At 40.6% G+C, this 24,290-nt stretch carries 19 protein-coding genes and 1 pseudogene; 14 read left to right on the top strand and 6 right to left on the bottom strand.

Features of this window, described 5'->3' with window-relative positions:
- The first annotated feature begins 179 nt into the window (after positions 1-179).
- The 3 genes from argS (at position 180) to LNTAR_RS25690 (ending at position 2,804) form a co-directional block, all read left to right on the top strand.
- Complete coding sequence (argS, locus tag LNTAR_RS12255) at positions 180-1,943, top strand: arginine--tRNA ligase (RefSeq protein WP_007279032.1); 1,764 nt, start codon at positions 180-182, stop codon at positions 1,941-1,943.
- A 60-nt stretch (positions 1,944-2,003) separates the two neighbouring features.
- Complete coding sequence (locus LNTAR_RS25695; protein ID WP_007279031.1) at positions 2,004-2,525, top strand: AlbA family DNA-binding domain-containing protein; 522 nt, start codon at positions 2,004-2,006, stop codon at positions 2,523-2,525.
- Positions 2,526-2,624: 99 nt separating this feature from the next.
- Positions 2,625-2,804 (top strand): hypothetical protein, encoded by a 180-nt coding sequence (locus LNTAR_RS25690; RefSeq protein ID WP_007279030.1) that lies wholly within the window; start codon positions 2,625-2,627, stop codon positions 2,802-2,804.
- Positions 2,805-2,927: 123 nt separating this feature from the next.
- Here the strand turns inward: LNTAR_RS25690 and LNTAR_RS12245 are convergent, their stop codons facing one another.
- The 3 genes from LNTAR_RS12245 to LNTAR_RS12235 all read right to left on the bottom strand — a co-directional run bounded on the left by LNTAR_RS12245 (position 2,928) and on the right by LNTAR_RS12235 (position 5,316).
- Positions 2,928-3,125 (bottom strand): hypothetical protein, encoded by a 198-nt coding sequence (locus tag LNTAR_RS12245; protein WP_007279029.1) that lies wholly within the window; start codon positions 3,123-3,125, stop codon positions 2,928-2,930.
- Positions 3,126-3,361: 236 nt separating this feature from the next.
- Positions 3,362-3,847: an SRPBCC domain-containing protein gene (locus tag LNTAR_RS12240; protein WP_007279028.1), complete on the bottom strand. Its 486-nt coding sequence runs from the start codon at positions 3,845-3,847 to the stop codon at positions 3,362-3,364.
- Between the two features lie 77 nt (positions 3,848-3,924).
- Complete coding sequence (locus LNTAR_RS12235) at positions 3,925-5,316, bottom strand: SLC13 family permease (protein WP_007279027.1); 1,392 nt, start codon at positions 5,314-5,316, stop codon at positions 3,925-3,927.
- Between the two features lie 569 nt (positions 5,317-5,885).
- Here LNTAR_RS12235 and LNTAR_RS28445 point away from each other — a divergent pair.
- Both LNTAR_RS28445 and LNTAR_RS12225 read left to right on the top strand, forming a co-directional pair.
- Positions 5,886-6,878 (top strand): annotated as a pseudogene (locus LNTAR_RS28445) (IS30 family transposase).
- Between the two features lie 67 nt (positions 6,879-6,945).
- Positions 6,946-7,434, top strand: a complete 489-nt coding sequence (locus LNTAR_RS12225; protein WP_007279024.1) for a hypothetical protein — start codon at positions 6,946-6,948, stop codon at positions 7,432-7,434.
- 129 nt (positions 7,435-7,563) lie between these two features.
- On the opposite strand, the gene LNTAR_RS12220 is transcribed toward LNTAR_RS12225, so the two are convergent.
- Both LNTAR_RS12220 and LNTAR_RS12215 read right to left on the bottom strand, forming a co-directional pair.
- Positions 7,564-8,349, bottom strand: coding sequence for a DUF1670 domain-containing protein (locus LNTAR_RS12220; RefSeq protein ID WP_007278865.1), 786 nt, complete (start codon positions 8,347-8,349; stop codon positions 7,564-7,566).
- Positions 8,350-8,351: 2 nt separating this feature from the next.
- Positions 8,352-9,197, bottom strand: coding sequence for a DUF1670 domain-containing protein (locus LNTAR_RS12215; RefSeq protein ID WP_007279023.1), 846 nt, complete (start codon positions 9,195-9,197; stop codon positions 8,352-8,354).
- Between the two features lie 115 nt (positions 9,198-9,312).
- On the opposite strand from LNTAR_RS12215, the gene LNTAR_RS12210 reads away from it, so the two are divergent.
- Positions 9,313-10,119, top strand: coding sequence for a type II secretion system protein (locus tag LNTAR_RS12210; protein WP_007279022.1), 807 nt, complete (start codon positions 9,313-9,315; stop codon positions 10,117-10,119).
- 242 nt (positions 10,120-10,361) lie between these two features.
- Here LNTAR_RS12210 and LNTAR_RS12205 read toward each other — a convergent pair whose 3' ends face one another.
- A complete protein-coding gene (locus LNTAR_RS12205; protein WP_007279021.1) occupies positions 10,362-11,312 on the bottom strand; it encodes an IS1595-like element ISLar1 family transposase in 951 nt (316 codons plus the stop codon).
- 162 nt (positions 11,313-11,474) lie between these two features.
- Between LNTAR_RS12205 and LNTAR_RS12200 the strand changes: the two genes are divergently transcribed.
- From LNTAR_RS12200 to LNTAR_RS12165, 8 genes are all read left to right on the top strand, one after another.
- Entirely contained in the window at positions 11,475-12,302 is an 828-nt protein-coding gene (locus LNTAR_RS12200) for a type II secretion system protein (RefSeq protein WP_007279020.1), read from the top strand.
- Between the two features lie 110 nt (positions 12,303-12,412).
- Positions 12,413-13,840, top strand: coding sequence for a glycoside hydrolase family 16 protein (locus LNTAR_RS27740; protein ID WP_007279019.1), 1,428 nt, complete (start codon positions 12,413-12,415; stop codon positions 13,838-13,840).
- Between the two features lie 650 nt (positions 13,841-14,490).
- Positions 14,491-15,504 (top strand): AAA family ATPase, encoded by a 1,014-nt coding sequence (locus tag LNTAR_RS12190; RefSeq protein ID WP_007279017.1) that lies wholly within the window; start codon positions 14,491-14,493, stop codon positions 15,502-15,504.
- A 3-nt stretch (positions 15,505-15,507) separates the two neighbouring features.
- On the top strand, positions 15,508-16,407 hold the full coding sequence (locus LNTAR_RS12185; protein ID WP_007279016.1) for a DUF58 domain-containing protein: 900 nt from the start codon (positions 15,508-15,510) through the stop codon (positions 16,405-16,407).
- A gap of 3 nt (positions 16,408-16,410) precedes the next feature.
- Positions 16,411-18,528, top strand: a complete 2,118-nt coding sequence (locus LNTAR_RS12180) for a BatA domain-containing protein (RefSeq protein WP_007279015.1) — start codon at positions 16,411-16,413, stop codon at positions 18,526-18,528.
- Entirely contained in the window at positions 18,525-20,849 is a 2,325-nt protein-coding gene (locus tag LNTAR_RS12175) for a vWA domain-containing protein (RefSeq protein ID WP_007279014.1), read from the top strand. Before LNTAR_RS12180 ends, LNTAR_RS12175 begins: the two co-directional genes overlap by 4 nt.
- Positions 20,846-22,468, top strand: a complete 1,623-nt coding sequence (locus LNTAR_RS12170) for a DUF4175 family protein (protein ID WP_007279013.1) — start codon at positions 20,846-20,848, stop codon at positions 22,466-22,468. The genes LNTAR_RS12175 and LNTAR_RS12170 overlap by 4 nt, the downstream gene beginning before the upstream one ends.
- The gene (locus LNTAR_RS12165; RefSeq protein WP_007279012.1) at positions 22,468-24,219 is read left to right on the top strand and encodes a coiled-coil domain-containing protein; all 1,752 of its coding nucleotides are present in this window, start codon (positions 22,468-22,470) and stop codon (positions 24,217-24,219) included. The genes LNTAR_RS12170 and LNTAR_RS12165 overlap by 1 nt, the downstream gene beginning before the upstream one ends.
- Positions 24,220-24,290 lie beyond the last annotated feature (71 nt).

The raw sequence follows: 24,290 nt of genomic DNA, 5'->3' as shown, positions 1-24,290 counted from the left end.
CTAGATAGAGGCGATTTATTCAAAAATGTGGGCCGAAGCCAAATATGGTTGCGTAAAATTCACTAAAAAGTTAATATTTCAAGCCGTCTAGTGAAAAAAGTAAGTTGATAGAGTTGTAAGTGTTGCCGTCCCCATTATTATCCCTCAAAATAATTTAATTTAACAAGGAAATATTGAGCATGAAATCACTTCTGGCCCAATTGAGAGATAAGGTAAGCTTAGCCGTTTCAGCAGTGGCAGGCGATATTGAAATTAAGGGAGCGATTTTAGTCCCCTCACAGAATCCAAAATTTGGTGATTATCAATGCAATGTTTCCATGGAACTCGCAGGTAAACTCGGCAAAGCTCGTGGTGAAAAAGTAAACCCAAGACAAGTGGCCACGGCAATTATGGAGAAACTCGAGGTTTCTGAATTGAGTGAAGAACCAGAAATTGCGGGCCCAGGTTTCATTAACTTTAAGCTCAAAAATGATGTCTTAGCGGATTACGCAATCACTATGCTGCGCGATGAGCGTTTAGGCATTGCGAAAGTCGCAAATCCCGAGCGCGTTTTAGTCGATTTCTCGGGTCCAAATTTGGCCAAGGAAATGCATGTGGGTCATTTGCGTTCGACAATTATTGGTGACTCAGTCGCACGCTTCATGGAATTTGAAGGCCATGAGGTTCTGAGAATGAATCACGTCGGTGACTGGGGAACACAATTTGGTATGTTGATTCAGTTCATCCGCACCACTCGTCCTGGCGCACTAGAAAACCCTGAGAATTTTGAAATTGCGGACTTAGAAGATTTCTATAGAGAAGCCAAGAAAATGTTCGATGAATCAGATGAGTTCAAAGATGCCGCTCGTCGAGCCGTGGTTGATTTGCAGTCGGGTGATGAAGCGACTTTAGCTGTATGGAAAGTCTTCTGTGAAGAAAGCCTTAAACATTGTCACGAAATTTATGGTCAGCTCGATATTAAAATTAGTGATCGTGGTGAGTCAGCTTACAATGACATGCTTAAAGATGTGGTCGAAGACCTCAAATCAGCTGGGAAAGCTGAACAAACTGAGGGGGCTTGGGGTGTTTTTCTCGATGGCTACAAGAATAAAGATGACGAGCCTTTACCGACTATTGTCCAAAAATCTGATGGTGGCTACATCTACGCAACCACTGACCTCGCAGCAATTCGTTACCGCTTTGCTGAGCAAAAAACAGATAAACTCATTTATGTAACTGACGCACGTCAGAAAACGCACTTCGATCAAGTTTTCGAAATTTCAGAATTGATGGATTGGGCACCTAAAGATTCCATGCGTCACATCGGCTTCGGCATGATGCTTGGGGCTGATGGTAAACCCTTCAAGACGAGAACGGGCGGTACAGTTAAGCTGAAAGATCTTTTAGCGGAAGCGGAAAGCCGCGCTGGGGAGCTCGCAAGAGAACTAACTCCTGGTTTAAGTGAAGAAGAATACAAAGAGATAGCTTTTGCAGCAGGTCTCGGAGGCGTCAAGTACTCAGATCTCAGTCATGGTGTGGCAACTGATTACAAATTTGATTGGAACAAGATGCTCGCGACTGATGGCAATACAGCCATTTATATTTTGATGACTTTTGCACGTACGCGCGGACTTTCTCGTAAGGCAGGTGTGGATGTGGATAGCCTCGTGGATGCCACTGATCTTGCTCGACTTACAGAAGAGCAAGAAATTAAGTTGATTAAGAAAATCGCTTCAACGCCAGATGTATGGCAGGGTGTGGTGCGTGATTTAGCTCCTCATCTTCTCCTCAATCACCTCTACGAGTTGGCACGTGACTTTGGTTCTTTCTGGAACTCATGCCCAATTATGAAACTCGAAGATGAAGAACTCAAACAATCACGCTTGGCCCTCGCAGGTGGTGTGGGTCGTGTCCTCAAATGGGGCCTTTCTATGGTGGGAATCCAAACCCTCGATAAGTTGTAGTCCGCAATTGCTTTATACTAAATAAGGATCACCTTTCCTTATGAAATTTAACGAGGCAAAATGAGAAATAGAGTTTTATCTAAAAAAGTTCTAGGGAGCTTTATTCCCATGGGCGCGATTATTGGTGTATTTGTGTTCAAACCATTAGTCGGCTTATTTATTTGGTTGGAGTTTGAACTACCCGCCAATCCGGATGTTCCTTTGCCAACTTACCTCACAAAAGTGATGTTGAGATCATTTAATCCTGACACCATTTTAGTGACTCTATCTTTTGCGATCGTGGGTATGATTATTGGTTTTATGTTTTGGTTTTACCTAAAGGAAATTGCCAAGCGTGAACAGCTCATTGATTTCCTCAGTAATCAGCCTGGACAAGACTTAGACGCCCTTATCAAAGGTGGTGAGAATGACGTCCTAGAATTCAAGTCTTCTATGCGTTGGGATTATAAGAACGAAAAGCTCAACAAAGCCCTCGAAATGGTGATTATCAAAACTCTTGCCGGCTTCATGAATACCCGTGGGGGAACACTGCTTATTGGTATTGATGATGATGGCGTCATTTTGGGACTCGATCAAGATTAATCAACCTTAAAAAAAAAGAATTCAGATGGCTATGAGCAGTACATCAATGGCCTCATTGCTTCCTATTTAGGGACAGACCTTTGCGCAAAAGTGAACATCATGTTTCACAAGCTTGAAGATAAAGAAATTTGTCGCATCCTCGTGCTCCCTGCCAAGTTCCCCGTCTACTGCCAAAACGGCAACAAGACTCAGTTCTTCATGCGTGCAGGCGGCGGTACTCGTGAGCTCAATATCAAAGAAGCTATGAAATACATTTCCAATCGTTGGGAACGCGAATAGCTTTAGTTTCTCTTATTTTGAATTCTGAACTATATTCTTTTGAATGTGGTTAATTTCGCATGAAAATCGAAATAAAAAAAGCCCTCTAAATTCTTAGAGAGCTTAAATCGAACTGGTTTGAAGTTATTTAACTTCAGGAGCCTTAACTTCAGGAGTTTCGACTTCTTTTGCTTCGCTTTCAGCTTTTTTTGCATCGCTTTCAAGATCACCAGCAGCAGCGTCAAGTGCAGCACCAGGTTTTTCAGTTGAAGCTTCTTCTTTACAAGATGCAAAAGTTAATACTGATGCAATAACCATAAGGCTTACAATAAATTTTTTCATACCAATTTCCTATTCTTATTATTTTAGAACTACGTCATTGTAGACGGTGCTAGTTTAGCCTGAAATGATCACTTTGAAATGTGACCTACAAGGAAGCAATAATAAAAACTCATGCTTTTGTCACTTTCGACGAACCATCTTGCTTTCTAAAGTCCTCTAGAGTGCTGTAAGAGAGAAATGCTTTAGTTGTTTCAGAGTTCTAAACTATTTGATTGATTAGTCATAGAGCATTGCGTCTACTTACGAAGTGTTTTTCCCGTTTCGAGTAGGGTTTTGAGATTGCTGAGGATATAGGGCCAACCACCAGTAATATCTTTGTAAGTTTGGTTCTTTGCTCTAAAACCCGAATGAGTAAGAATTAAAATTAATAAGCCTTGCTGTTCGACGATTTCATAAGTCACCATGGTGCCTTGATCACCTTTCGCCTTGGGCTTTCCCGCAAAGCGAAAGCTATGGGTGAGTTTTTCTTGCTTCTTGAACTCGAGAATTTCGCCTTCAATAAAAGTTTGCCCTTCAACTCCATAGCTGATGATCTCACCCTTTTTCGAACCCATTTTTAGAATGGGGCACATATAGTACTTATTGATAGTTTCAGGCTGTGTGAGCGCGTTCCAAAGCTTCGCTTTAGTTGTTTTGATATAAACCATCTGTTCGAATTTTACTTCATTAGCCATAAGTCCCGCTCCCATCAAAATAAGTAATGTAAAAAATAACGGCTTCATCTCATTTCCCTTCAGTTTAAGTTCATGCAACAAATTATCTAAAGTCTGAGTCGCTTCAAGTTAAATAGAGTGAAGAGTTACAGAATGATGAAGCAGTAAATCGACATGACGATGGCGATGATGAGGTTGAGATAAAAGCCTTCTTTTGCCATATCCGCAATGGTGAATTTACCTGAACCATAGACAACCGCATTGGGCACAGTTGCAACGGGGAGCATAAAAGCGCAGCTCGCACTAAAGACGGCGGGAAGCATGAAGGCTAAAGGATCCGTGCCACTAGCCAGGGCTCCACTAGCGAGAACCGGCATTAAAAGCACTGTACTGGCAGTATTGCTCGTGAGTTCAGTTAAAAAAGTCACCGCAAGGCAAATGCACAAGACGGAGAGGAAGAGTGGCACAGAACTCAATTGAGTGACTTGTTCACCGAGGGCGACACTGAGTCCGGTTTGTTTGAAGGCATTAGCAATACAAATCCCTCCACTGAAGAGGATGAGCATGCCCCAAGGGATATCGCGAGCGTGTTCCCAATCCAAGAGTTTTTCCTGTTTTTGCATACCATTGGGGATGATAAATAATGCGATTACCGCAAGAAGGGCAACACTCGAGTCGTGAGCTCCTGGTAAATTGAGCCATTCCGACCAACCGCCAAAAGGTTCCTTGCGAGTCATCCAAGCTAGGGCAGTCAGAGAAAAAACAATGAGGGTTCTTATTTGCGCTATGGTCCATTTTTCTTTTGTGGAGAATTTAAAATCTAAACTACCTTTGAGTTTGCGAGTTAAGTAAAACCACATGATGGGGATCGCGATAATCACTGCAGGAACCCCAATTTTCATCCATGAGAAGAAGGAGATCTCCTTAGAAGTCGCCGATTGATATTCACTCATGAAAATAACATTTGGGGGAGTTCCAATCGGGGTGCCAATGCCGCCCACACTCGCAGCATAAGCAAGACCTAATAAGAGAGGGATATCGAGACTGCGGTCTTTTGTTTTGGCTAAAACCGCAATAGCAATGGGGAGTAGCATGAGTGTGGTCGCGGTATTTGAAATCCACATGCTTAAAGAGGCCGAGGCTAACATAAAAGCTAAAATCACCCGTCGCTTGCTCGAAGTACCCACGAGTTCAATAATCGCACTGGCAATCTTTTTGTGAGCGCCACTTTTTTCCATGGCACGGGATAAGATAAAACCCCCGAGCAAGAGCAGAATCAGTCGATGACCATAGGCAAGTGCCACATCTTTATGAGTCATGACACCTAGGCTCGGGAAACAGGCGAGAGGAATCAGTGAAGTGACGGGAATAGGAATGGGTTCAAAAACCCACCATGCCGCACAGAGACAGGCAATTGCCCCTGCCCAGCAAGCATCATTGGACCAGCTATACTGCTTGAGGAGTAACCAAGTTAGACCAGCCAGTAAAGGTCCTAAAATAAGTGAGTACTTCTTAATTAAGCTAAAAGTTTTCTGCATCAGTCAGTCATTATTTTTTTACCGATGATTATATCATCGTTAACTTACTTGAGTAGATCAAATTATTAGTTTACTGCTTAGAAGTACGCATATAGATTAAAATAAATCGGATCTAGGTATCTTGCTTTGCTAATCTTGATATGGTATAGTAATTCACTGTTCATTTGGGATGAGCAGGGAGGTTCAATTATTATTTATCTGTAAAATCTAGTATTATTCGGAGTCATTTCTTGAGACTGCATAATCTTTTTTATGGATAGAAAGAGAGCTTAGTTTACTCACTAATGTTCTCAATTCATTTGGGGAGAGCAGGGAGGTTCAATTATTATTTATCTGTAAAATCTAGTATTATTCGGAGTCATTTCTTGAGATTGCATAATCTTTTTTATGGATAGAAAGAGAGCTTAGTTTACTCACTAATGTTCTCAATATTGAATTTTTATAATTGCTGAATTCGGGTAGTAAGTGCAACACCTCTGTTAGTTGCTAGTACAGAAGCTATTGAGTGAAACAAGACTCAAATGTACTCTGTATTAGTGACCAAACCAAAAACAGAGGAGACAAGAAATATGTCCTATAAACATCTGAGTCTTGAAGAAAGACATTACCTTGAGTTGGAACAAAAGGCAGGTACATCCATCAATAAAATAGCAAAAAAGCTATGTCGTCACGTGAGTACTCTCTCACGGGAACTTAAACGTAACACAGGTAAACGTGGTTATCGTAACAGGCAGGCTAATGAATTAGCTCAAAAGCGACTAAAAGAAAAGCCAAAATCCATCAAATTAACAGTTGAGGTTAAAATTTATATCGATGAACATCTTACGAAGGATTGGAGTCCAGAACAAATCGTTGGGCGATTAAAAGATGATATGTCAATATCACTTCATCATGAAACAGTTTACCAATATATTCTCAAAGACAAAAAATAGGGTGGTGAACTATATAAGTTGCTTCGACATCAAGGTAAGCCTTACCGTAAACGTTATGGTAATCAACACAGTAGAAATGGCATTCCCAACAGGATTGATATAGATCAGCGACCTGAAGCTGCAAACAAAAGAGAACGAGTTGGTGACTGGGAGCTTGATACAATCATCCGAAAAGCTCATAAAGGGGCAATAGTAACAATGGATGATCGTAAGTCAAAAGTACGGTTAGCACTGCCTGTTTCTCAGAAAAAGGCTTCCTTAGTTAGTGAAGCCATCATTAATTTGTTGACACCCATTAAAGAACAAGTTCACACTCTCACCTTTGATAACGGGAAGGAGTTTGCTAAACATGAGAGTATTTCTGAAAAGTTGGAATGTAAAAGCTATTTTGCAAAACCATATCATTCATGGGAGCGAGGACAGAACGAAAATGCAAATGGCTTACTACGTCAATACTTTCCCAAGTACATGACTCTTGATAAAGTTAATGTTTCAGAAGTTGAAATTGCTGTCGACAAGCTTAATAATAGGCCTAGAAAATGCTTAAAATTTAAAACACCTTATGAAGTATTTCAGAAATTAACTGGAATTGATTTAACAAAAACAAAGGGTGTTGCACTTATGAGTTGAATTCAAGTATGATCAAAATATAGATTTATTGGAAGTTGATAGTCTGCTTAAACTCCTGATTTTTCTTATGTTAAATAATAAAAACTTAGCTGACCCTGTAAAGATTCTCAAATACGATGGAGCTGTGCGGCCTTCGCAAAAAGAACATTCCTTTGCGGTTAAATATATTTTAAAAAGAGTAAATCCTAATTGGGATGAAAGTATATTTGATTATGATGAAAAGGCAGAGGTATTAACAATTTCTGGAAAAGGCTTTAAGCGTTTTGAAGTGGAAGCAAATGAATTAGATCAGCGCGGAACTTTATTATCTAAACCTGTTTGTTTAATAGATTCGCTGAAAATCAAAAAATTATATCTTAGTGGTACGGAGGTATTCAACCTTTGGTCTATTGGCGGGAGTAACTTAGAACTCTTGGATATTAGTAATACAAAGGTTCAAGATTTATCTCCTATTGTGACAATGAAAGAGCTCGAAATACTTGTTTTAAGTAAGGGCAAGTACTCTGAAGCAGAGTTAAAAAAACTTCCAAGTGGTCTAGTTCTGCGCTTCCATTAATTGATTTTTTTGATTTAAAAAGTGTTAAGGCTTAAAATACACTGCGTATATCTGATGTGAATTAAAAGATCACAAATAAGGGTCTATGCCCGCAAGGGAACATACCCTGTAGTTGATTTTAGCTCTTAATCAGCCTTCTGTCTCCTCCTGTGGTTTATTTTCAATTAGATCTATATACTCCTGAGTCAAAGATTTCGATAATCCTGTAGCGGCAGCTATTTTTTCGACTTTCCAACCTTCCTTTAAGCAAGTCTGAACTCTTTTGAAATCATTGGTATATCGCGTAACAGCTCGAACTGAGTGTGTTGTTTCCCGAGCGGTTTGTTCAATAGACTTTCCTTCATAACAATGTTTTATACAAATAATACGCTTATGAGTCAGCGTGGGACCAAGATCATGAATTGTACCTCGCCGAGGGACCAATCTGTTATGTTCTTTTTCATATTCTCTTAGATATGAAGAGATTGTACTTGGAGAAAGCCCCATGATGGCGCCAGCATCAGCAAGGGTTAAGACGCCTCCCTGTTGATAAGTTTGATCAAAGATTCGAACAACCTTCGTTATATTGCGTTTACGTTTCTTCTCCTTGGCTAAATACGCTTCAATATCATCATCGTGAATCATATCTAAAACAACAGGAACGAGCTTACATCGTTCAAGGGCTTTGCCATAACCGGCTGTTTCTGCGGCATCAACTGCGTACCACAAAGCTTGTCCCATTTTCATTCTTTCTGTTGCTGGATAATAGGTTTCAATAGTTTTAATGAGCTCTAAAACAAGACGTTCTACTAAGAGCTCGCCACCGAGCTGCGGACAATGCTGAAGAAAGAAATTCATGAGTACAGCTTTAAAATCCTTTTTAGTCCAGGCTGGCTCAGGTTTCGACTCTTTTTTATTAACGAGTTTATCTTTCATGTCTATTGCCCAGCCTTTTTTTTAGAGTCTACACTTTCCCAAAAACGGGTGCCCATAGTCTGTATTTCTTCCAAGCGCTCACGGTACGCAGCTGTTTTCATATACTGATCTCGAAGGTCAAGGCATTTGTTGGTCAAAGCTAATGAACAACCTACGATCAAGGATGTTTTCAAAGTATCAGAAACTTCGCTTTGACAATGGACTATACGACAAAAAGATGTGATATAACGCTCTATAGCCCTGAGAGAATGTTGCATATTACGGGCTATATCCTCGGGACATTCACCTTGGATAAACTTCTCTATGGCTTTTGTTCTGTGGGTAATACCTGGGCCGATATCTTTTTTGTTTCCCCGGGTTGGAACAAGGCATTCATGTTTCTTTTGATAATCACGAATGTCATTGCGCACCGTTTTTACATCACAATCCAGTATGCAAGCTAAATCTTCCTGAGTCAGTAAACACTCCTGATCATAGCATTCCTCACACATCCGAACAATTTGATTGGCTCGCTTGGCTGAGCGGCCATACTTCAAATACACTTCTTGATCATCCTCAAGCTGGTGAACCGTAAGGGTGATGATTTTGAATTGACAAGCTGCTAGAGGTTTTCCCGCAGGTTCCAAAGCACTTATTGCCTTCCATTTCATTTGACCTGGCTGCAGTTCGGCGTCTGGACTATATGGGCCGATGCCAAATACCTCCACTGCTTTGTCGGCTATGACTTCTGATTCAAAGCGTGAGCAACTGGTTCCCTCAACAATGACATTAACCAGGGTTGAGGTATTACTTCTGAGCGCAAGTCGTTTGCTACTGTCTTCTTTACGATTTATTGTATCTGATATCATGGGATACTCCTTATTGTTTTTGCTTTTTCACAATTAATATAAGGGATGTCCCATGCTATTTTTAGAGCCCTAAATCTTTAGCGGGTATACGCCCGTATCGGAAAAGGATATAAAGATGAAAAAGCGTTATGTAAGTTTAATAGAAGTTCTCGTTGTAATCGCTGTTATTGCAATTTTGGCCTCTTTACTTTTACCCTCACTGAGGAATGCCAGAGAGCAAGCAAAAAGTGCTAATTGTCTTAGTAATTTAAGGAACCTGGGTATGTATACACACATGTCAATTGTGGATAATGATGGGGATATACCTGCGTCCAGGATGTTTTATGAGGAGAATTATACCGGGGATAGGAGTCGACAAGCTTGGCGTTGGCACACTTTTCTTGGGGAGTATATAAACTCCCCGAGTGATAATCTTTTTAAAGCGGAGGTATTTAGCTGCCCTTCTCATTCTATTCATACGCGCTCTGATAATGGTGACCCAATCGATGGGGCTCTGACATACTGGGTGAACTCTAGGCAGGTTGATGGAGATAGGGAGCTATGGATGGTTAAGAGTGAAATTGATGATTCAAACCCTGCAGACAATATGAGGATTACCGAGATCCTTAGTCCCGGAACTCTAGCTAGTATCTATGATGTAGCTCAAGATTGGGTTGGTAAGGTGGCGGAATCGGGTGCAGGTGGATTTATTAGTCATGGACCAGGTATTTGGGATGCGCCATGGCCTCGAGCCTCTATGGGGCATGACCCTAATTTGCGGATTGCTTACAAAGATATTCCAAAACAAGATGGCATTCATTATTGGCGTGGTGCGATTGATTTTCGTCATCCAAGAGAGAGTATGAATACAGTGAATTTCGATGGTTCTGGTAGCCGTTTGTTAAATGGTGGCGTGCGCAATAAAAATATGGTAAATCAATAGTTTCTTAGCTAATTTTTCGGTGTAGTCATTTTCCTGAATCCGTGAGCTACATTCTCTGAATTGTCTTGGTCTTTCACCTTCATTGACTTACAACTTTTTTCAAAAGACCTACGGGTATTCCTGCAAAAAGTTGTAAAGTTCTGAAAATAAAATTCCTACGAAATTCTACAAAAGCCAGCTCACGGATTCAGGATTTTCTATACCGGCCCTTAGCTCATATTTATTTATAAATTTCTTCACGATTAACCAGTTAACGATGCATTAAGGTAATCTACAGGTTTTTGCGATGTAGTCATAGCTTTGGAAATCAGTCCAAAAAACATTTTTCTGAGGTCAAATCTTCTGTTGAGCCTAAACTGTAAATCAGCAAGATACCTGAAACCGTATTTCTCGAATTTTAGTGAATGAAATGTTCCAGAAATAGAAGTTTTTACATTACTCAGAATGGTATTCACCCATTTAAAAGTACTTTCGATTTCTTCTTTCTTTGCTTTACTAGTAACTAAAACGTTATGATTACTTACTTCTTTTAAGGCGCTGAAGCCTCTAAGTCCGTCTGAAATTGTATCACAGTTCTCCTCAAGATTATCTATAGCCCATTGTTTAATCACTTCATAAGAAAAACTTGATACAGGATTCAGTTTAACAAAAACTGGATTTCGATTTTCGTTAGTTTCCACAGCCGCTATAAATGGAGATTTGTTTTCTGAACCTCTACCTCGTTTACCTCCTTCCAGTCGACCACCTAGGTAAGCATCGTCTATTTCAACCAAACCTTTAAGTTTATACTTACTGTCTTGCTCATACATCATCTGCATGATTTTCTGCTTTATTAACCAGGCAGTTTTATAATTCACATCAATATGGCGGTGTAATTCTAATGCTGAAACACTGTTCTTTGATTGGCTTATTTGATGCAGAGCTAAGAACCACTTCTGTAGAGGAACTTTCGTACGATGAAATAAAGTGCCCGCTGTTAAACGATGGTTTTTACGGCAGGATTTACATTGAAAGATGGTGCGGCTTCCAGATTCATAGCGGTAATACTTATCACTATCGCATGTCTCACATTTAAAACCATTAGGCCACTTACAGCTTTCCAAGTAAGCACTACATTGATCCTCGGTTCCAAAAGTTTTGATGAATTCTGGAAAACTAACTCCAACTTGAAACTGAATTTTATTCTTAGGCATAATACATCTCCTTATTAGATGTAATTAATATGCTACTAAAAGATAGCTATATCAAGTTTTACACTCTTAACTGGTTAATCGTGAATTTCTTTGTTAAGGTTTAATATTTCTTGCGTATATCTTTAGTGGTTGGTTCATTCAGTATATATAAGGATTTAAAGAATGAAGATGAAAAAGAAGCACGTAAGCTTAATAGAAATTTTAGTTGTTGTAGCCATTATCGGTATTTTGGCATCACTTTTATTGCCCAGTTTAAAGAGTGCTCGTGAATCCGCTAAGAGTGTGAACTGCCTCAATAATTTACGAAATTTGGGTATGTTCACTGAGATGCACCTTGGGGATAATGATGGTAATATTCCACCTCGACTTCTTTGGTATTCTGATGACTATACAGGAGAGGTGAATAATCAAAGTTACCGCTGGCACACATTTCTTGGTGAGTATATTTCTTCCCCTGGAACTAATTTATTTGACGCAAAAGTTTTTAGTTGTCCATCCAAATCAATATTTGTCAGGCAGGATAATGGTCTGGCAACTGATGGGGCCTTGACATATTGGGTGAATAATCATGAAGCCGCAGATGGGCGTTCACCTTGGAATAATAATTGGGGAGTTACCGACCCAGGTGTAGGCAATGACATCCAGGAAGAGTATGTTAATATCACTGAAATCTTAGAGCCAGCTACCCTTGCAAGTATTTACGATGTAGCTCAGGACTGGGTAGGTAGAGTGGCCGAGTCCGGTGCCGGAGGCTTTGTAAGTCACGCGCAAGATATTTGGGATCAAGCATCTCCCGGTCCTAGTAGTTCATCTGAACCTGAAACTCTTATTGGATATAAGCAAATTCCTAGTCAAAATGGTATTCACTACTGGCGTGGTGCAGTGGACTTTCGTCATCCTAGACAGACTATTAATACGGTTAATTTTGATGGCTCAGCCACTCGTCTTATAAATGGTGGCGTAAAAAATAAAAACATGGTCAATCAATAATTTTTTTCTTTCGGCCTGTTAAGGTGCTTTAAATCCTGCGTATATCTGAAGTATAAGAATTTTTCGCTGCACTGGCAGTTTAGTTTTCATCTCATAAATAAAGGTTTTCTATGAATAAGTTTTTTGGCATGGCGCTGGCGGCTTTTAGTTTATTTGCGGTTTCCGCAGAATCAAAAGTAACGGGGATTCACTACTTTAGTGAAAAGCCCACTAGTATTAATAAGCATTGTGGAAATAAATCAGATAGTGACTCAAACTGTTACGCTTGGATACCCAAAGGGAAGTGGGAACAGTCAGCTAAATTAGATATTACGAAAGAAGAAAAAATTGAAGGGAAGTATTCATATAAGTTCACTCTTAGTCATGGTTGGAGTCGCTGGATCCTAGAAATGAAAAAAGGTAAAAGTGTTGATTACTCAGCTTACGATCGCCTCGTTTTTTACCTGAAATCAGCTGATGCAAAGTACTGGGATAGTTTTAAGCTTATCATCGAAAGTCCCAATAAGTGGTATACGAAAGAATTGGCTGAACTTGGTTTTAAAGCTAATGGGCTTTGGCAACGTATCGAAATTCCTATTGCGGACCTCGCAAAAGCTGGAGTAGATACAAAAAATATCACAAAGCTCATGCAGTTTTCCTGGGGAGGTGGTGTAGCAGGCGGTAATGAATTTTATTTGGATAACCTCTGCTTAGAGAAGGGCGCTCGTCAAATGTACGATATTCCTGAGCCCAAAGTTTGGTCGCCAGATATGATCAAATCGAATCCCTTCGAAGATATGACAAGCTATGAACTTGTTTGGAGTGATGAATTTGAGTTTGATGGTTCTCCCAATCCAGATAAATGGCAGTTTGAGGAAGGCTTTTCGAGAAATAGAGAACTGCAGTGGTACCAAAAAGAAAATGCGGTATGTAAAGACGGCAAGCTTATTATTGAGGCTCGTCGCGAAGTTAAGCCCAACCCAACTTATAAAAAGGGTGGTGATTGGAGGCAAGAACGTAATAATATTGAATATACTTCAAGCTCAATTAAAACAAGTGATTTACATAGCTGGAAGTACGGACGTTTTGAAATCAGAGCAAAAGTTGATGCAATAAGTGGTACTTGGCCAGCAATCTGGACCGTGGGAGATCAAGGCCAATGGCCTAGTAGTGGCGAGATTGACCTTATGGAATACTATAAAGGAAAAATTCTTGCCAATACAGTATGGGGAACGAGAAAACGTTGGCATGGAGAATGGAATGCTGCCAAGAAAAGTTTGAGTAGCTTCGGGAAAGGCTGGGATGATCATTTCCATGTATGGCGCATGGATTGGGATGAGAACTATATAAAAATTTATGTCGATGATGTCTTGTTAAATAAAACAGATTTATCTAAAACAATAAATCCTATGAACTGGGGACCTAAGAACCCATTTCAAAGTGAACACCATATAATTCTCAATATGGCACTTGGCGGTGATAATGGTGGGAGGCCAATGGAAGAAGAGTACCCCGCAAAATTTATCGTTGACTACGTACGAATTTATCAAAAAAAATAAATGATTTGGAATAAGTTTTGATTTTTTCGAGCTCTCTAAAAAATAAGAAGAGCTCGTTATAAATCTGGCTTTACAAAACTCGACTAAAATCAAAAGACGTACTTAAAAAATAATTCTCACTTTAATTTGAGAGTGAGCGATTCAAAAAAAATGTTTTTTACTAGGTTTTGTTAAATCTTTACAGTGCAGTTCTGTTATAATTAATATGGGATCGGTAACTTAATGCATTAGCTAAGAGTTTATAAAAAAAAGAAATTTTTTTTGAAGTCTATTAAACAAAAAATATACTAGTACGTATATATTTTAAATTGTTAAGGAAATAAGTATGAGTGATTTCATGGAAGCTTCAAAGACTTATATGGAATTAGTTGATGAACGTAAAATAAGTGAATTATAAGGTCCAATAAATTTTAATGATTTGATATGATCGGCGTAATTGTGTCGATAGTGTATTGAGAATTCATTAGATTTTAAACAATTGGAATAATAATGTTTTGTGAAAAAGCATCTTACAGGGGCTAGATTAATCTCGTTTTATTTAATGATAGGCTTTAGAATTTAATTTCATAAAAAATTTGCACTTCGCACAATAAAAAGTAGACTAGTACGTAATTAGTATATATTTTAATTTAAAAGTCAAGGAAACAAGTATGAGCGATCTCATGGAAGCCCAGGGTAATGATACAGAGTTAGTCACAGAAATAGGCCAAGCCTATGCTCGAATGAAAAAGGAGATTCACAAAAAAATCGTTGGCCAGGATGAGGTGGTAAATAATTTGCTCATTTCCATTTTTGCGGGTGGTCACGTTTTACTTGTTGGTGTTCCCGGTCTCGCTAAAACTTTGCTTGTGACCTCACTTTGTGAGGCGCTTGACCTAGATTTTAAACGTATTCAATTTACACCTGATTTGATGCCTTCGGATATTGTGGGTACAGAAGTTATTCAGGATGATCCAGTGACCAAAGAACGTATGTTCAAATTTATGGCCGGTCCAATCTTCTCTAATATTATCCTTGCGGATGAGATCAACCGTACACCCCCAAAAACCCAGGCGGCACTTCTCGAAGCGATGCAGGAAAAGCAGGTTTCTGTTGGTGGTAAAGTTTATCCACTCTCTAAACCTTTCTTTGTAATTGCAACTCAAAACCCTATCGACCAAGAGGGTACTTACCCACTTCCTGAAGCTCAACAGGACCGTTTCCTTTTTAATCTCTTTGTCGATTACCCAGAAGATCAAGAAGAGATGGATATTGTACGCATGGTGACTTCCGGTGCTTTCGAAGATATTGAGTCGGCAGTCAGCGGTGAAGATATTTTGCGCTATCAGCAAGTTATCAAAAAAGCCCCAGTTTCAGATCACGTTTTGCGTTACGCGATCAACCTGGTTAGAGCAACACGTCACAAAAAGCCCGAAGCCACTTACTTTGTTCGCAAATGGATGGCCTTCGGTGCTGGTCCCCGTGCATCCCTTTCCCTCATTTCAGCGGCTAAATCCAGAGCGATTCTGAACGGCAACTACCACGTATCCACAGAGGACGTGGCAGCTGTTGCCATTCCGGTACTTCGCCACCGTATTGCGCCAAACTTTGCCGCTATGGCCGAGGGTGTGGATTCAGTTGCGATTATCAATCATCTTTTGGAAACTATCCCGCAAAACGCCTAATTGATGAAGGCCTTAGCTAAATATTTAAATCCAAGAGTTATCTCAAGGGTAGGGGCGTATAATATCGACCCTAAGAGCATTGTGGAAGGCAATATTGCCGGTGCCCACAAATCTCCCTTTCATGGTTTCTCTGTGGAATTTGCCGGTCACCGGGAGTATATGCCTGGTGATGACCCGAAGCATATTGATTGGAATGTCTACTACAAGCGCGACAAGTATTTTTGTAAGCAGTATGAAGCTGAAACAAATCTCATTTCTCAGATTTTTTTAGATGCTTCTGAATCTATGCGTTTTAAGTCAGGTGATCAGTCAAAATTAGATTACGCAGCTTACTTGGCTGTGTCTCTTTCTTATCTAATTACCAACGCCCGAGATAGTGTCGGCATTGGCGTCTTTAATGATAAGATCGTCGATTACATGCCGGCTAGTAACGCCATGCAGATGGTTTATAAAATAAGTGATTTGATAGAGAAACGTGCTCCTGCGAAAAAAACCGCTATGGGAGCGAGTCTTATGGACTTTGCTCAACGCATTGGCAGGAGACAAATAGTTGTGGTCATTTCGGATTGCCTGCTCGACTCCGAGGAACTTAATGATGGCCTCTCTCGTTTGCGTTTTGATCATCATGAATTGGTGCTTTTTCATGTGGTTGATCCCATGGAAGTGGATTTTAACCTTAAGGGTATGGTGAAATTCAAAGGCCTTGAAAGCGGTGGTGAAGTTAAGCTTGATGCCCAGCGTGTTCGCAAGCGCTACATGGAGAAATTCACAGAACACAGAAGAAAAATAATGGGCGTTTGTGAAAAAAATCGTTGTGAGTATGTGACGGCGAACACGGGTCAGCCCCTCGAAGAACTTCTCATGTCATACCTCAGTTCGCGAATGACGCATATCAATAGGTAATGTATGTCTTTTATTAATCCATTTTTACTGTGGGCCCTGCCGCTTATTTCTTTACCAGTAATTATTCACTTGCTGAGGAAGAATAAAGTCATTGAGATTGAGTGGGCAGCTATGGACTTCCTCATGGATGCGGTTCAAGAACAAAAGAAGCGTTTCAAAACTGAAGACCTGCTACTACTCATTTTAAGAACTCTGCTGATTTTATTTCTCATTCTCGCTTTGGCTCGTCCAGTTACTAATCTGGTGAGCGGGTCTAGCAGTGAACCCAAGCTCATATCATTGGACGACAGCTTTTCTATGGCCAGTAAAATCGGTAGTCAAAGTCGCTTTGATCGCGCCGTTGAAACAGCGAATCAAATCAACACCTCTGATGACGGCCCCAAAGCCTTACTCATTAACAGCTCAAGTCCAAGAAAACTAATAGCCAATTTTTCCGAAGATAAAAGCTTAGTTACCGAGACTCTGAAGCAAATTAAAGTTGGTGACTTTGGGGGTGATGCCCTGACTTCAGTCCGCGCTTGTTTAGATTTCCTCAAAGATCAAAGCTCAATTCCTCCCAGCATTTACTTTCTTTCAGATTTCCAGGGAAGTCAATGGGCACAGCCAGAGGCTCTTCTTAGCCAAAGCATCAAGGAACTTCAGGAGAAATCTAATTTGGTGTTTGTTCATGTGGGTGATGAAGCTAAAGAAAATTTATCCATTGCTAATTTCCGTGCTCTTCAAGATGCCGCTAAGCTCAATGAAGATGCCTGGTTCACTGTGGATGTAATAAACCATGGGACGGAAGATGCCAGCGACCTTGAAGTTAGGTTTTCTCTCAATGATGAATTATATGAAAGCGTCAGTACAAACATCCCTTCTGGCCAGCAAGTTACGGTCAATTTTAAATGCCGAGTTCAGGAAAGTGGTTTTCATAAAATCAGTGCAGAAATTGGTGCCGACATCAATCTGCAAGACAATACTTGCTATAGTCATTTCTACGCAACGGATAAACTCAAAGTTCTCGTGGTTCAAAATTTTATACCCGAGTCAGTATATGAGAAAAAAAGTTTGTTCTTTGATTTCGCCTTAAATCCTTTTCCAGGAGCCTCAAGCTCGGAAAAAGCGCTGTATGAATTTAATTGGCAGGATGCCCAGGTCTTGGAAACCGAAGATCTTAATAACTACGCTTTTATTATTCTCGACGACCTACAGGCGATGACGGCCTCGGAATTCGATTCGGTTCAGCAGTATATTGCTCAAGGTGGGGGCGTTCTCGTAAATCTTGGTGCCAGTACGGATCCGGAAAACTTCAATCAAAATTTTGTTGAAGGTGGAGTCGTTTCCTGGCCACTCTATGAGGAAAAGTTCGCGATGAAAAAGGGCGGGGACTTTTTGCCTACTCAGATTACTAATGAAGACAGCCAGCTTTGGAGTTTTGCGGACTCCGCAGATTCACTGGAAAGTTTTAAGATCAAGCAGGCTTTCGGTCTATCCAAAGTTGATGGCAATGGTCAATCCTATATGGAATTAAAGCGCGAAGACGAGCAAAACCTGAGTCTTATTTCCTCCTTTGAATACGGTAAAGGTAAAGTTATGGTATTTACCAGCGGTATGGATCTAGAGTGGAACAATTTTGCGACTCGCCCTTATTTCCTTCCACTGTGTCGTCAGTTAAGTTCCCAGCTTATAAAAGATGAGCATCGTATTATTGAGCGCAGTGTTGGCGAGTCATTGTACAAAGAACTCTCTGATGATAAGAGTCGCAGTACTTTTGACCTCAGTACACCCGATCAGCTCAAAGAGACTTACAATGTGCAAATAAAAGATCAGAAGTCCATTCTCAATATAGAGGAGTTTAAACTGGCGGGGATATATAAACTTAAAGAAAGCGGCTCTACTCAAGAAGAGTTGATTTCTGTGAACTTAGATTCTAAGGAGAGTGCCGTAGCATCAATGAGCCTGGAACAGCTGAAAAATACTTACCCAGAAGTCACTGTGATGTCCAGCTCAGATCAACTTTCCACAGCTAGTTCAAGTCATGGAACTGGGCTCTCTAAATTCTTTTTGATTCTCGCGATATTATGTTGGCTAGGAGAAAATATCCTCGGGCTGATCATTAGCAGGAGGGCAGCAAGTTGAATAGCTTACTAAAATTATTCTACGCTAATGACAATACTGAAAGCATTAGCTCTTACGAACTTACCCTAGCGGGTGGATTACCTTCATGGCTCTTTGTTTTACTTACATCGGCACTTCTCGCATATGCCTTTGTGACTTATCTCAAAGAAAGTCCACAGATGAGTAAAAAGCTCAGAGTTACACTTTCCTTAATTCGTTTCAGCGTTGGTTTTCTTCTACTGCTATTATTCTTACAGCCTACAGTGAAAATGGATACACAGGAAAGTAGTCGTACGGTTCTTCCAGTGCTTATCGATGTTTCCAGCAGTATGAGCATTACTGAAACTAAAAGCAGCGATGATTACTTACGCCAAATGGCCGAAGCTTGCGGACTCCGCAAAGATGAAGTTTCCAAACTTCAGAGGATCGATCTCGTTAAAGCCATACTCAATAATCAGGAACTAAATTTAATCAATAAACTTCAGGACAAGTACAGTGTTAAGCTTTACATCTTTGATCAGCAGACTCGTCAGCTCAAAATTGATGAAGAACTTATCGAACTGCCGCAAGCTAAAGGTGAAGCTACATCTCTAAGTTCTGCCGTGCGCTACGTCGAACAAAGCCTTCGTGGTCTTCCCCTCGCGGATATCATTCTTTTTACGGATGGTGTTCATAATAAAGGAAGTTCACCACAGGAAATGGCTGCTGAACTTAAGAGTAGAAACGTACGCCTTTTTCCGGTTGGTATTGGTATGCCGGAAAATATTGATGTGCGAGTCGAGAGCATCGTTATGGACGACCTACTTTTTGTCGATGATGAAGTGGAAGTTAAAGTCAATTTTGCCGCAAGTGGTATAGAGGATGGTATCTTACCAGTTCAACTCAAAATGGGTTCCAAAATTGTTCGATCAAAGAATGTAGAATTCCGCAATGGACGCTTCAGCGAACGTTTTGTGATTAAGCCTGATCAAAAAGGAGATTTTAATTTCTCTGTAGAACTGGAGCAGTACCCGGATGAATTCTTTATGGATAACAACATCCAGAATAAACAAATAAAAGTGATTGATTCCGAAATCCGCGTTCTTCTAGCCGTTCAAAATCCAAGTTGGGAATATCGCTACCTCAAAGGGATGCTCGATAGCGATAAACGCTTTAAAACAAAAGTTTTTATCCGTACAGGTGATAGCAGTCGCAGCTCGCAAGACGATCAGTTCCTGGATGCTTTCCCAGTGGACAATTTAGAGGAAACGGACATTATTATTCTCAATAATCTCGAGCGCGATTATTTCAGCTTTGACGACATGAATAAGCTTCAGGACTTTGTTGCAAAGCAGGGCGGTTCATTACTTATGATCAGTGCTTCCAGTGGTACGCCATCTTCTTATGTTGGGACGCCTATTGAAGAAATGCTGCCGGTAACTATTAGCAAAGTTCAGGAAAGTGATGAGCTGGATACTAAGCGCAGTAGAAATCGGCCCTTTAAACTCGACTTAACTCCAGAAGGTCGCGATAGCATTATTACCCGCCTTGTTCCGCTTGCAGAAGAAAACGTTAAGGTATGGCAAAAGCTTCCAAGTCAGCACTGGTACTACAAAGGTATTAAACGCCTTAAGCCCGGGGCAACAGCCCTGGTTAAACACGGGAGTGTAAAAAATGAGTATGGTTCAATTCCGCTCATGTCTTATCACCGCTGTGGTGATGGTCAGGTGTTATTTCTGGGTTTCAATTCTGTCTGGCGCTGGCGTTATAAAGTTGGTTCCCTCTACACGGACCGTTTCTGGTCTCAGACAATTCACCACATGGGTTTAAATCACCTTCTAGGAACTAGTAAAGGAGTGCATTTTCAGACTTCCAAACGCGATTATTCAGCGGGTGAAAAAATACCTCTCAGCGTGAAAATTGTTGGTAATGCCCTAAGAAGTGGAGATGAAAAATCTGTTGAAATTTTAGCGGTCGAATTGGAAAGTGGTGAAGAGAAAAACTTTAAACTGGCTCACAGTGGAAGTAAGGGGAGTTATGCCGGTCAAATCGTTCTTCCAGAAGGTGCCTGGGACCTGCAACTTGATGATGAAAAGCACCGTTTGAGTGTAAGTAAATCACAGCTTGAATTTGAACGTGTTTCCATGGATAAGACAGGACTCACGGAATTAGCCAATTTATCTGATGGGCAATTTATTGAAATTGCTGACCTGGATCAAATTCCCGAACTCATGCTAGAAAAACCTCGTACGAGAAGTGTGATCTTAGAAAAGAGTCTATGGGATAACTTCATATTCATTTTACTCGTAAGTTTACTGACAGCGGCTGAATGGCTGTTGAGAAAAAAGGAGAATTTACCATGAGTCAAACAATTGATCAGCTAAATGCTGAGCTCGAAAGCCTCAGTAAAAAGCTTCGTCAGCAACTTTTAGTCAAAGCTATATTCGAGGGCCTTGCTTACTTCTTCATCGGCTTAATGATTTTCTTTCTACTTGATCGCATGGGCGATTTCCCGATTGTCTTTAGAATTCTTATCTTACTATCGGGAATTGTCTCAATTCTTTTTTACCTCAAAAGCAAATACTGGTTAAATTACACTTACCCTTACAGCAAGGAAGAAGTGTCCTTACTCGTTGAAGAGAAGTTCCCGCAATTTCGCAGTCGTCTCATTTCGACGTTGCAGTTTAGTAAAAATAAGCCCGGAAAAATGGTTTCCGCTGACTTAGTTGGCGGAATGATGAATCAGACTTTCGATATGTACGGTGATTATGATTTCTCTGAGATTGTCGATGCTGAAGCCCTAAAGAAAATGCTTAAAACTTTTGCTATTTCTTTAGCCGCTATCGTGCTTATGAGTCTTATAGCGCCACATTCTTTCCCTATTTATCTTCAGCGTTTTTATTCGCAAGTGGCTTACCCAACCAACACTCAGTTTGAAGAGATCACTTTGCCTGCATACTCCATTGCGGGTGAAGAAACTTCGATCACCATTAAAATGGTCGGAGAGCTTCCAGCGTCGGGATACATCACTATTTCAAGTGATGAAAACGATGCGGAATACGAAATCATGCAGTCTGAGCAAGCAGGAACTTATCAATTCGATATACCTGCGCAAATGGCTGATTTATCACTGCGCTTTAAGATTGGCGATTACTCCAGCCAAGTTTATGACTTGCCCGTAAAGAAGCGCCCGGCCATTTCTCAGTTAACAGTTGAGGTGATTCCTCCTCCTTATACAGGCATAAAACCCTTTATTGAGCAGTCCGGCAACCTTCAGGTGCCCTATGGCTCAAAACTCAACTACTCGGTAAAGTCCAGTAAAGAGCTCAGTAAATTTAAAGTGACTTCGAAAATAGCTGATTTTAACCTACCGCAAATTCAGGGTAGTAAAGATAAGTGGGATTTCAGTTTGCTTGCGGAAAACAAAGTCAATTATTCATTTATGATGCTAGACCAAGATCAGCTCTTGAGTAAAGGAATCCCTGAATTTCGCTTGCGAGTCAAAGCCGATAGAGCTCCGCGAATTCGCTTAATAGAGCCCTCAGCAATGCGAGAACTTTCTCCCGTCAGTCGCATGAAACTTGAAGCTGAATTTGAAGATGATTACCAAATATTTTCAGTAAAAGTTCTCTACACGGTTATTGATAGTGAATATGATCAGGACCTGGATTTTGACGAATTTAAAACTTGGAAGAGCTTTGATGACATCAATGCCAAAAACTTCACGCTCAAAGAAATCTGGGATAATCGATCTATCGAAGTCGAAGCGGGTAAAAACCTCAAGATTCGACTTCAGGTGACAGATAATGCACCTGAGCCGCAAGTCAGTTTCTCTCAGGATATTTTAGTTCCCATTATTTCTCAGGAAGAACTAAAAAGCCGACTCGCTGACGAGTTTATTAACTCAGTTGAGCCTGTCGAAGATATTTTACTTAAATTAAATGATGTAAACCGCAAAATGGATAGACTAGGAGATAAATAATGAGAAACGGATTAAGTCTTTCACTGACCTTGTTTTTACTGAGCTCAACTTTTGCGGATGACGCAAAAATTAAAGAAATGCGTCAGCACATGGCCAAGACCCGCCAACTTAAACGCAGCACCATGACGATTAAGAAGAATTTGATTGAAATAAGAAATCAAATGCTCATGTCCGGGGTTATCGAAGAGTCGATGATCAATGTAGTGGACACAGTTCTTGAAGAAGCAGATAAGGCCGGTTCTCAATCACTGCAGTCGGCTGTTCAAAATCTTATGCTGGCTTTGGATGATTCTTCTCGCAAAGATGAATACTTAAAAAATGCCTCAGACGAACAGAAAAAAGCTATTATCTCCTATGAAAAAATTCTCGAAGAAGCGATTCGTGAAGCTGAGTTTGAAAAAGCTCAGGCCAAGCTGGATGAGTTAATTGAACAAATGGATCAGCTCAATGAGAAAACTCAGGATGCCAGTAACGAGGAGCAATCCCAAGATCAATTAGAAAAACTTGCAGATCAGCAAAAGGAAATCTCTGATCAGGCTGAACAATTAGAGAAGTACCTAGAAAAGCTCGAAGAGAAAAAGCAGCAGGCTGAGGAAAAACAAGACAAGCAGGAAAAAGAACAAGAAGGTCAGCAGCAAGAAGATAAAGATCAAGAAGCTAAAGAAGATCAGCAGCAGGAAGATAAAGATCAAGAAGCTAAAGAAGATCAGCAGCAAGAAGCTAAAGAAGATCAGCAGGGCTCTGAATCTGGAGAAGATGAAGTTGATGAGGAAGAGCAAAAAGAAGGTCAAGATGAAAATCAGTCAGTCAATGATCCTTTGACTCAAGAAAATATGCAGGAAATCAATGAGGAATCTGATGACATCGCTGAAAAGATTCAGGATGGCGATTTAGCTGAAGCAGCTCAGGAACAGAAGGACCTCCTTGAGAAACTTAAAGAGATGAGTGAAAAAGCTCAAGCCTCTAGCAATGATCCACAATCAAATGAAGACCCAGCAGAAACTGAAGATGGCATTAGCTCAGAGATGAAAGAGCTCGCTGATTCAATTGAAGATCAAATCGCTCAACTCGAAGACCTGGAAGCCGAGTCAGATGGTGCACCAGAGGAAAGCGAGAGCTTTGATGACGCCTTGGCAAATCAGGAAGAACTTAGCCAGGCGGGACAGGATTCACAGAACGAAGATGTGCAAGACGCTCTTGATAAAGCAGGTGATAAACTTGCAGAAGGTGACTTAGAAGCAGCTAAAGATGAATATGAAAAGGCCATGGCTTTAAGTCTTAAGCCCAATGATCAGAGTGGAACGGGTGAAGAGGACCCGAGCCAAGAAAGTGAGCAGGGTGATATGGCCGCAAAACCGGGGGGAGAAGCCCAGGAACAAACGGCATCATCCCAGAATCAAAAACAGAAAGCTCAAGAAGGAAGTGGAGGCAAATCTCAGTCAAGTGAGCCAGCCCTCGCCAAAAATACTTCAAGTTCTAAAAGTTCGAGTCCGGGTATGTCAGCCGGGAAAGAGGGGAAATCAGGTCAGGGCGGCAAAAGTGGCAAAGCATCAAAAGCATCTGAGTCTGGCGGTGGTTCAGAATCCATGGGGAATTCTTTTAAGACTGCTTCTTATGAAAAGAAGAAAGCCTGGGAAAAGGAATTCGAAAGCTTTGAGGGGCAAAAGATGCAGGGACGTCTAGAGCAGGCGCCTCAGCAGTACCGTCAGCTTGTTAAGCAGTATTACGAAGCTATTGCGAGGCAGAAATGATTAAAAAATTAAACAAAAATCAATCCGCCTGGTTAAGAGTAAAAAAGTTGATAAAAAAGTGTTTGCCCGTA

This window comes from Lentisphaera araneosa HTCC2155, assembly GCF_000170755.1.
Classification (GTDB): Bacteria; Verrucomicrobiota; Lentisphaeria; order Lentisphaerales; family Lentisphaeraceae; genus Lentisphaera; species Lentisphaera araneosa.
Note: the sequence above shows the minus strand (reverse complement) of the source record. Positions and strands in the feature narration are given on the sequence as shown.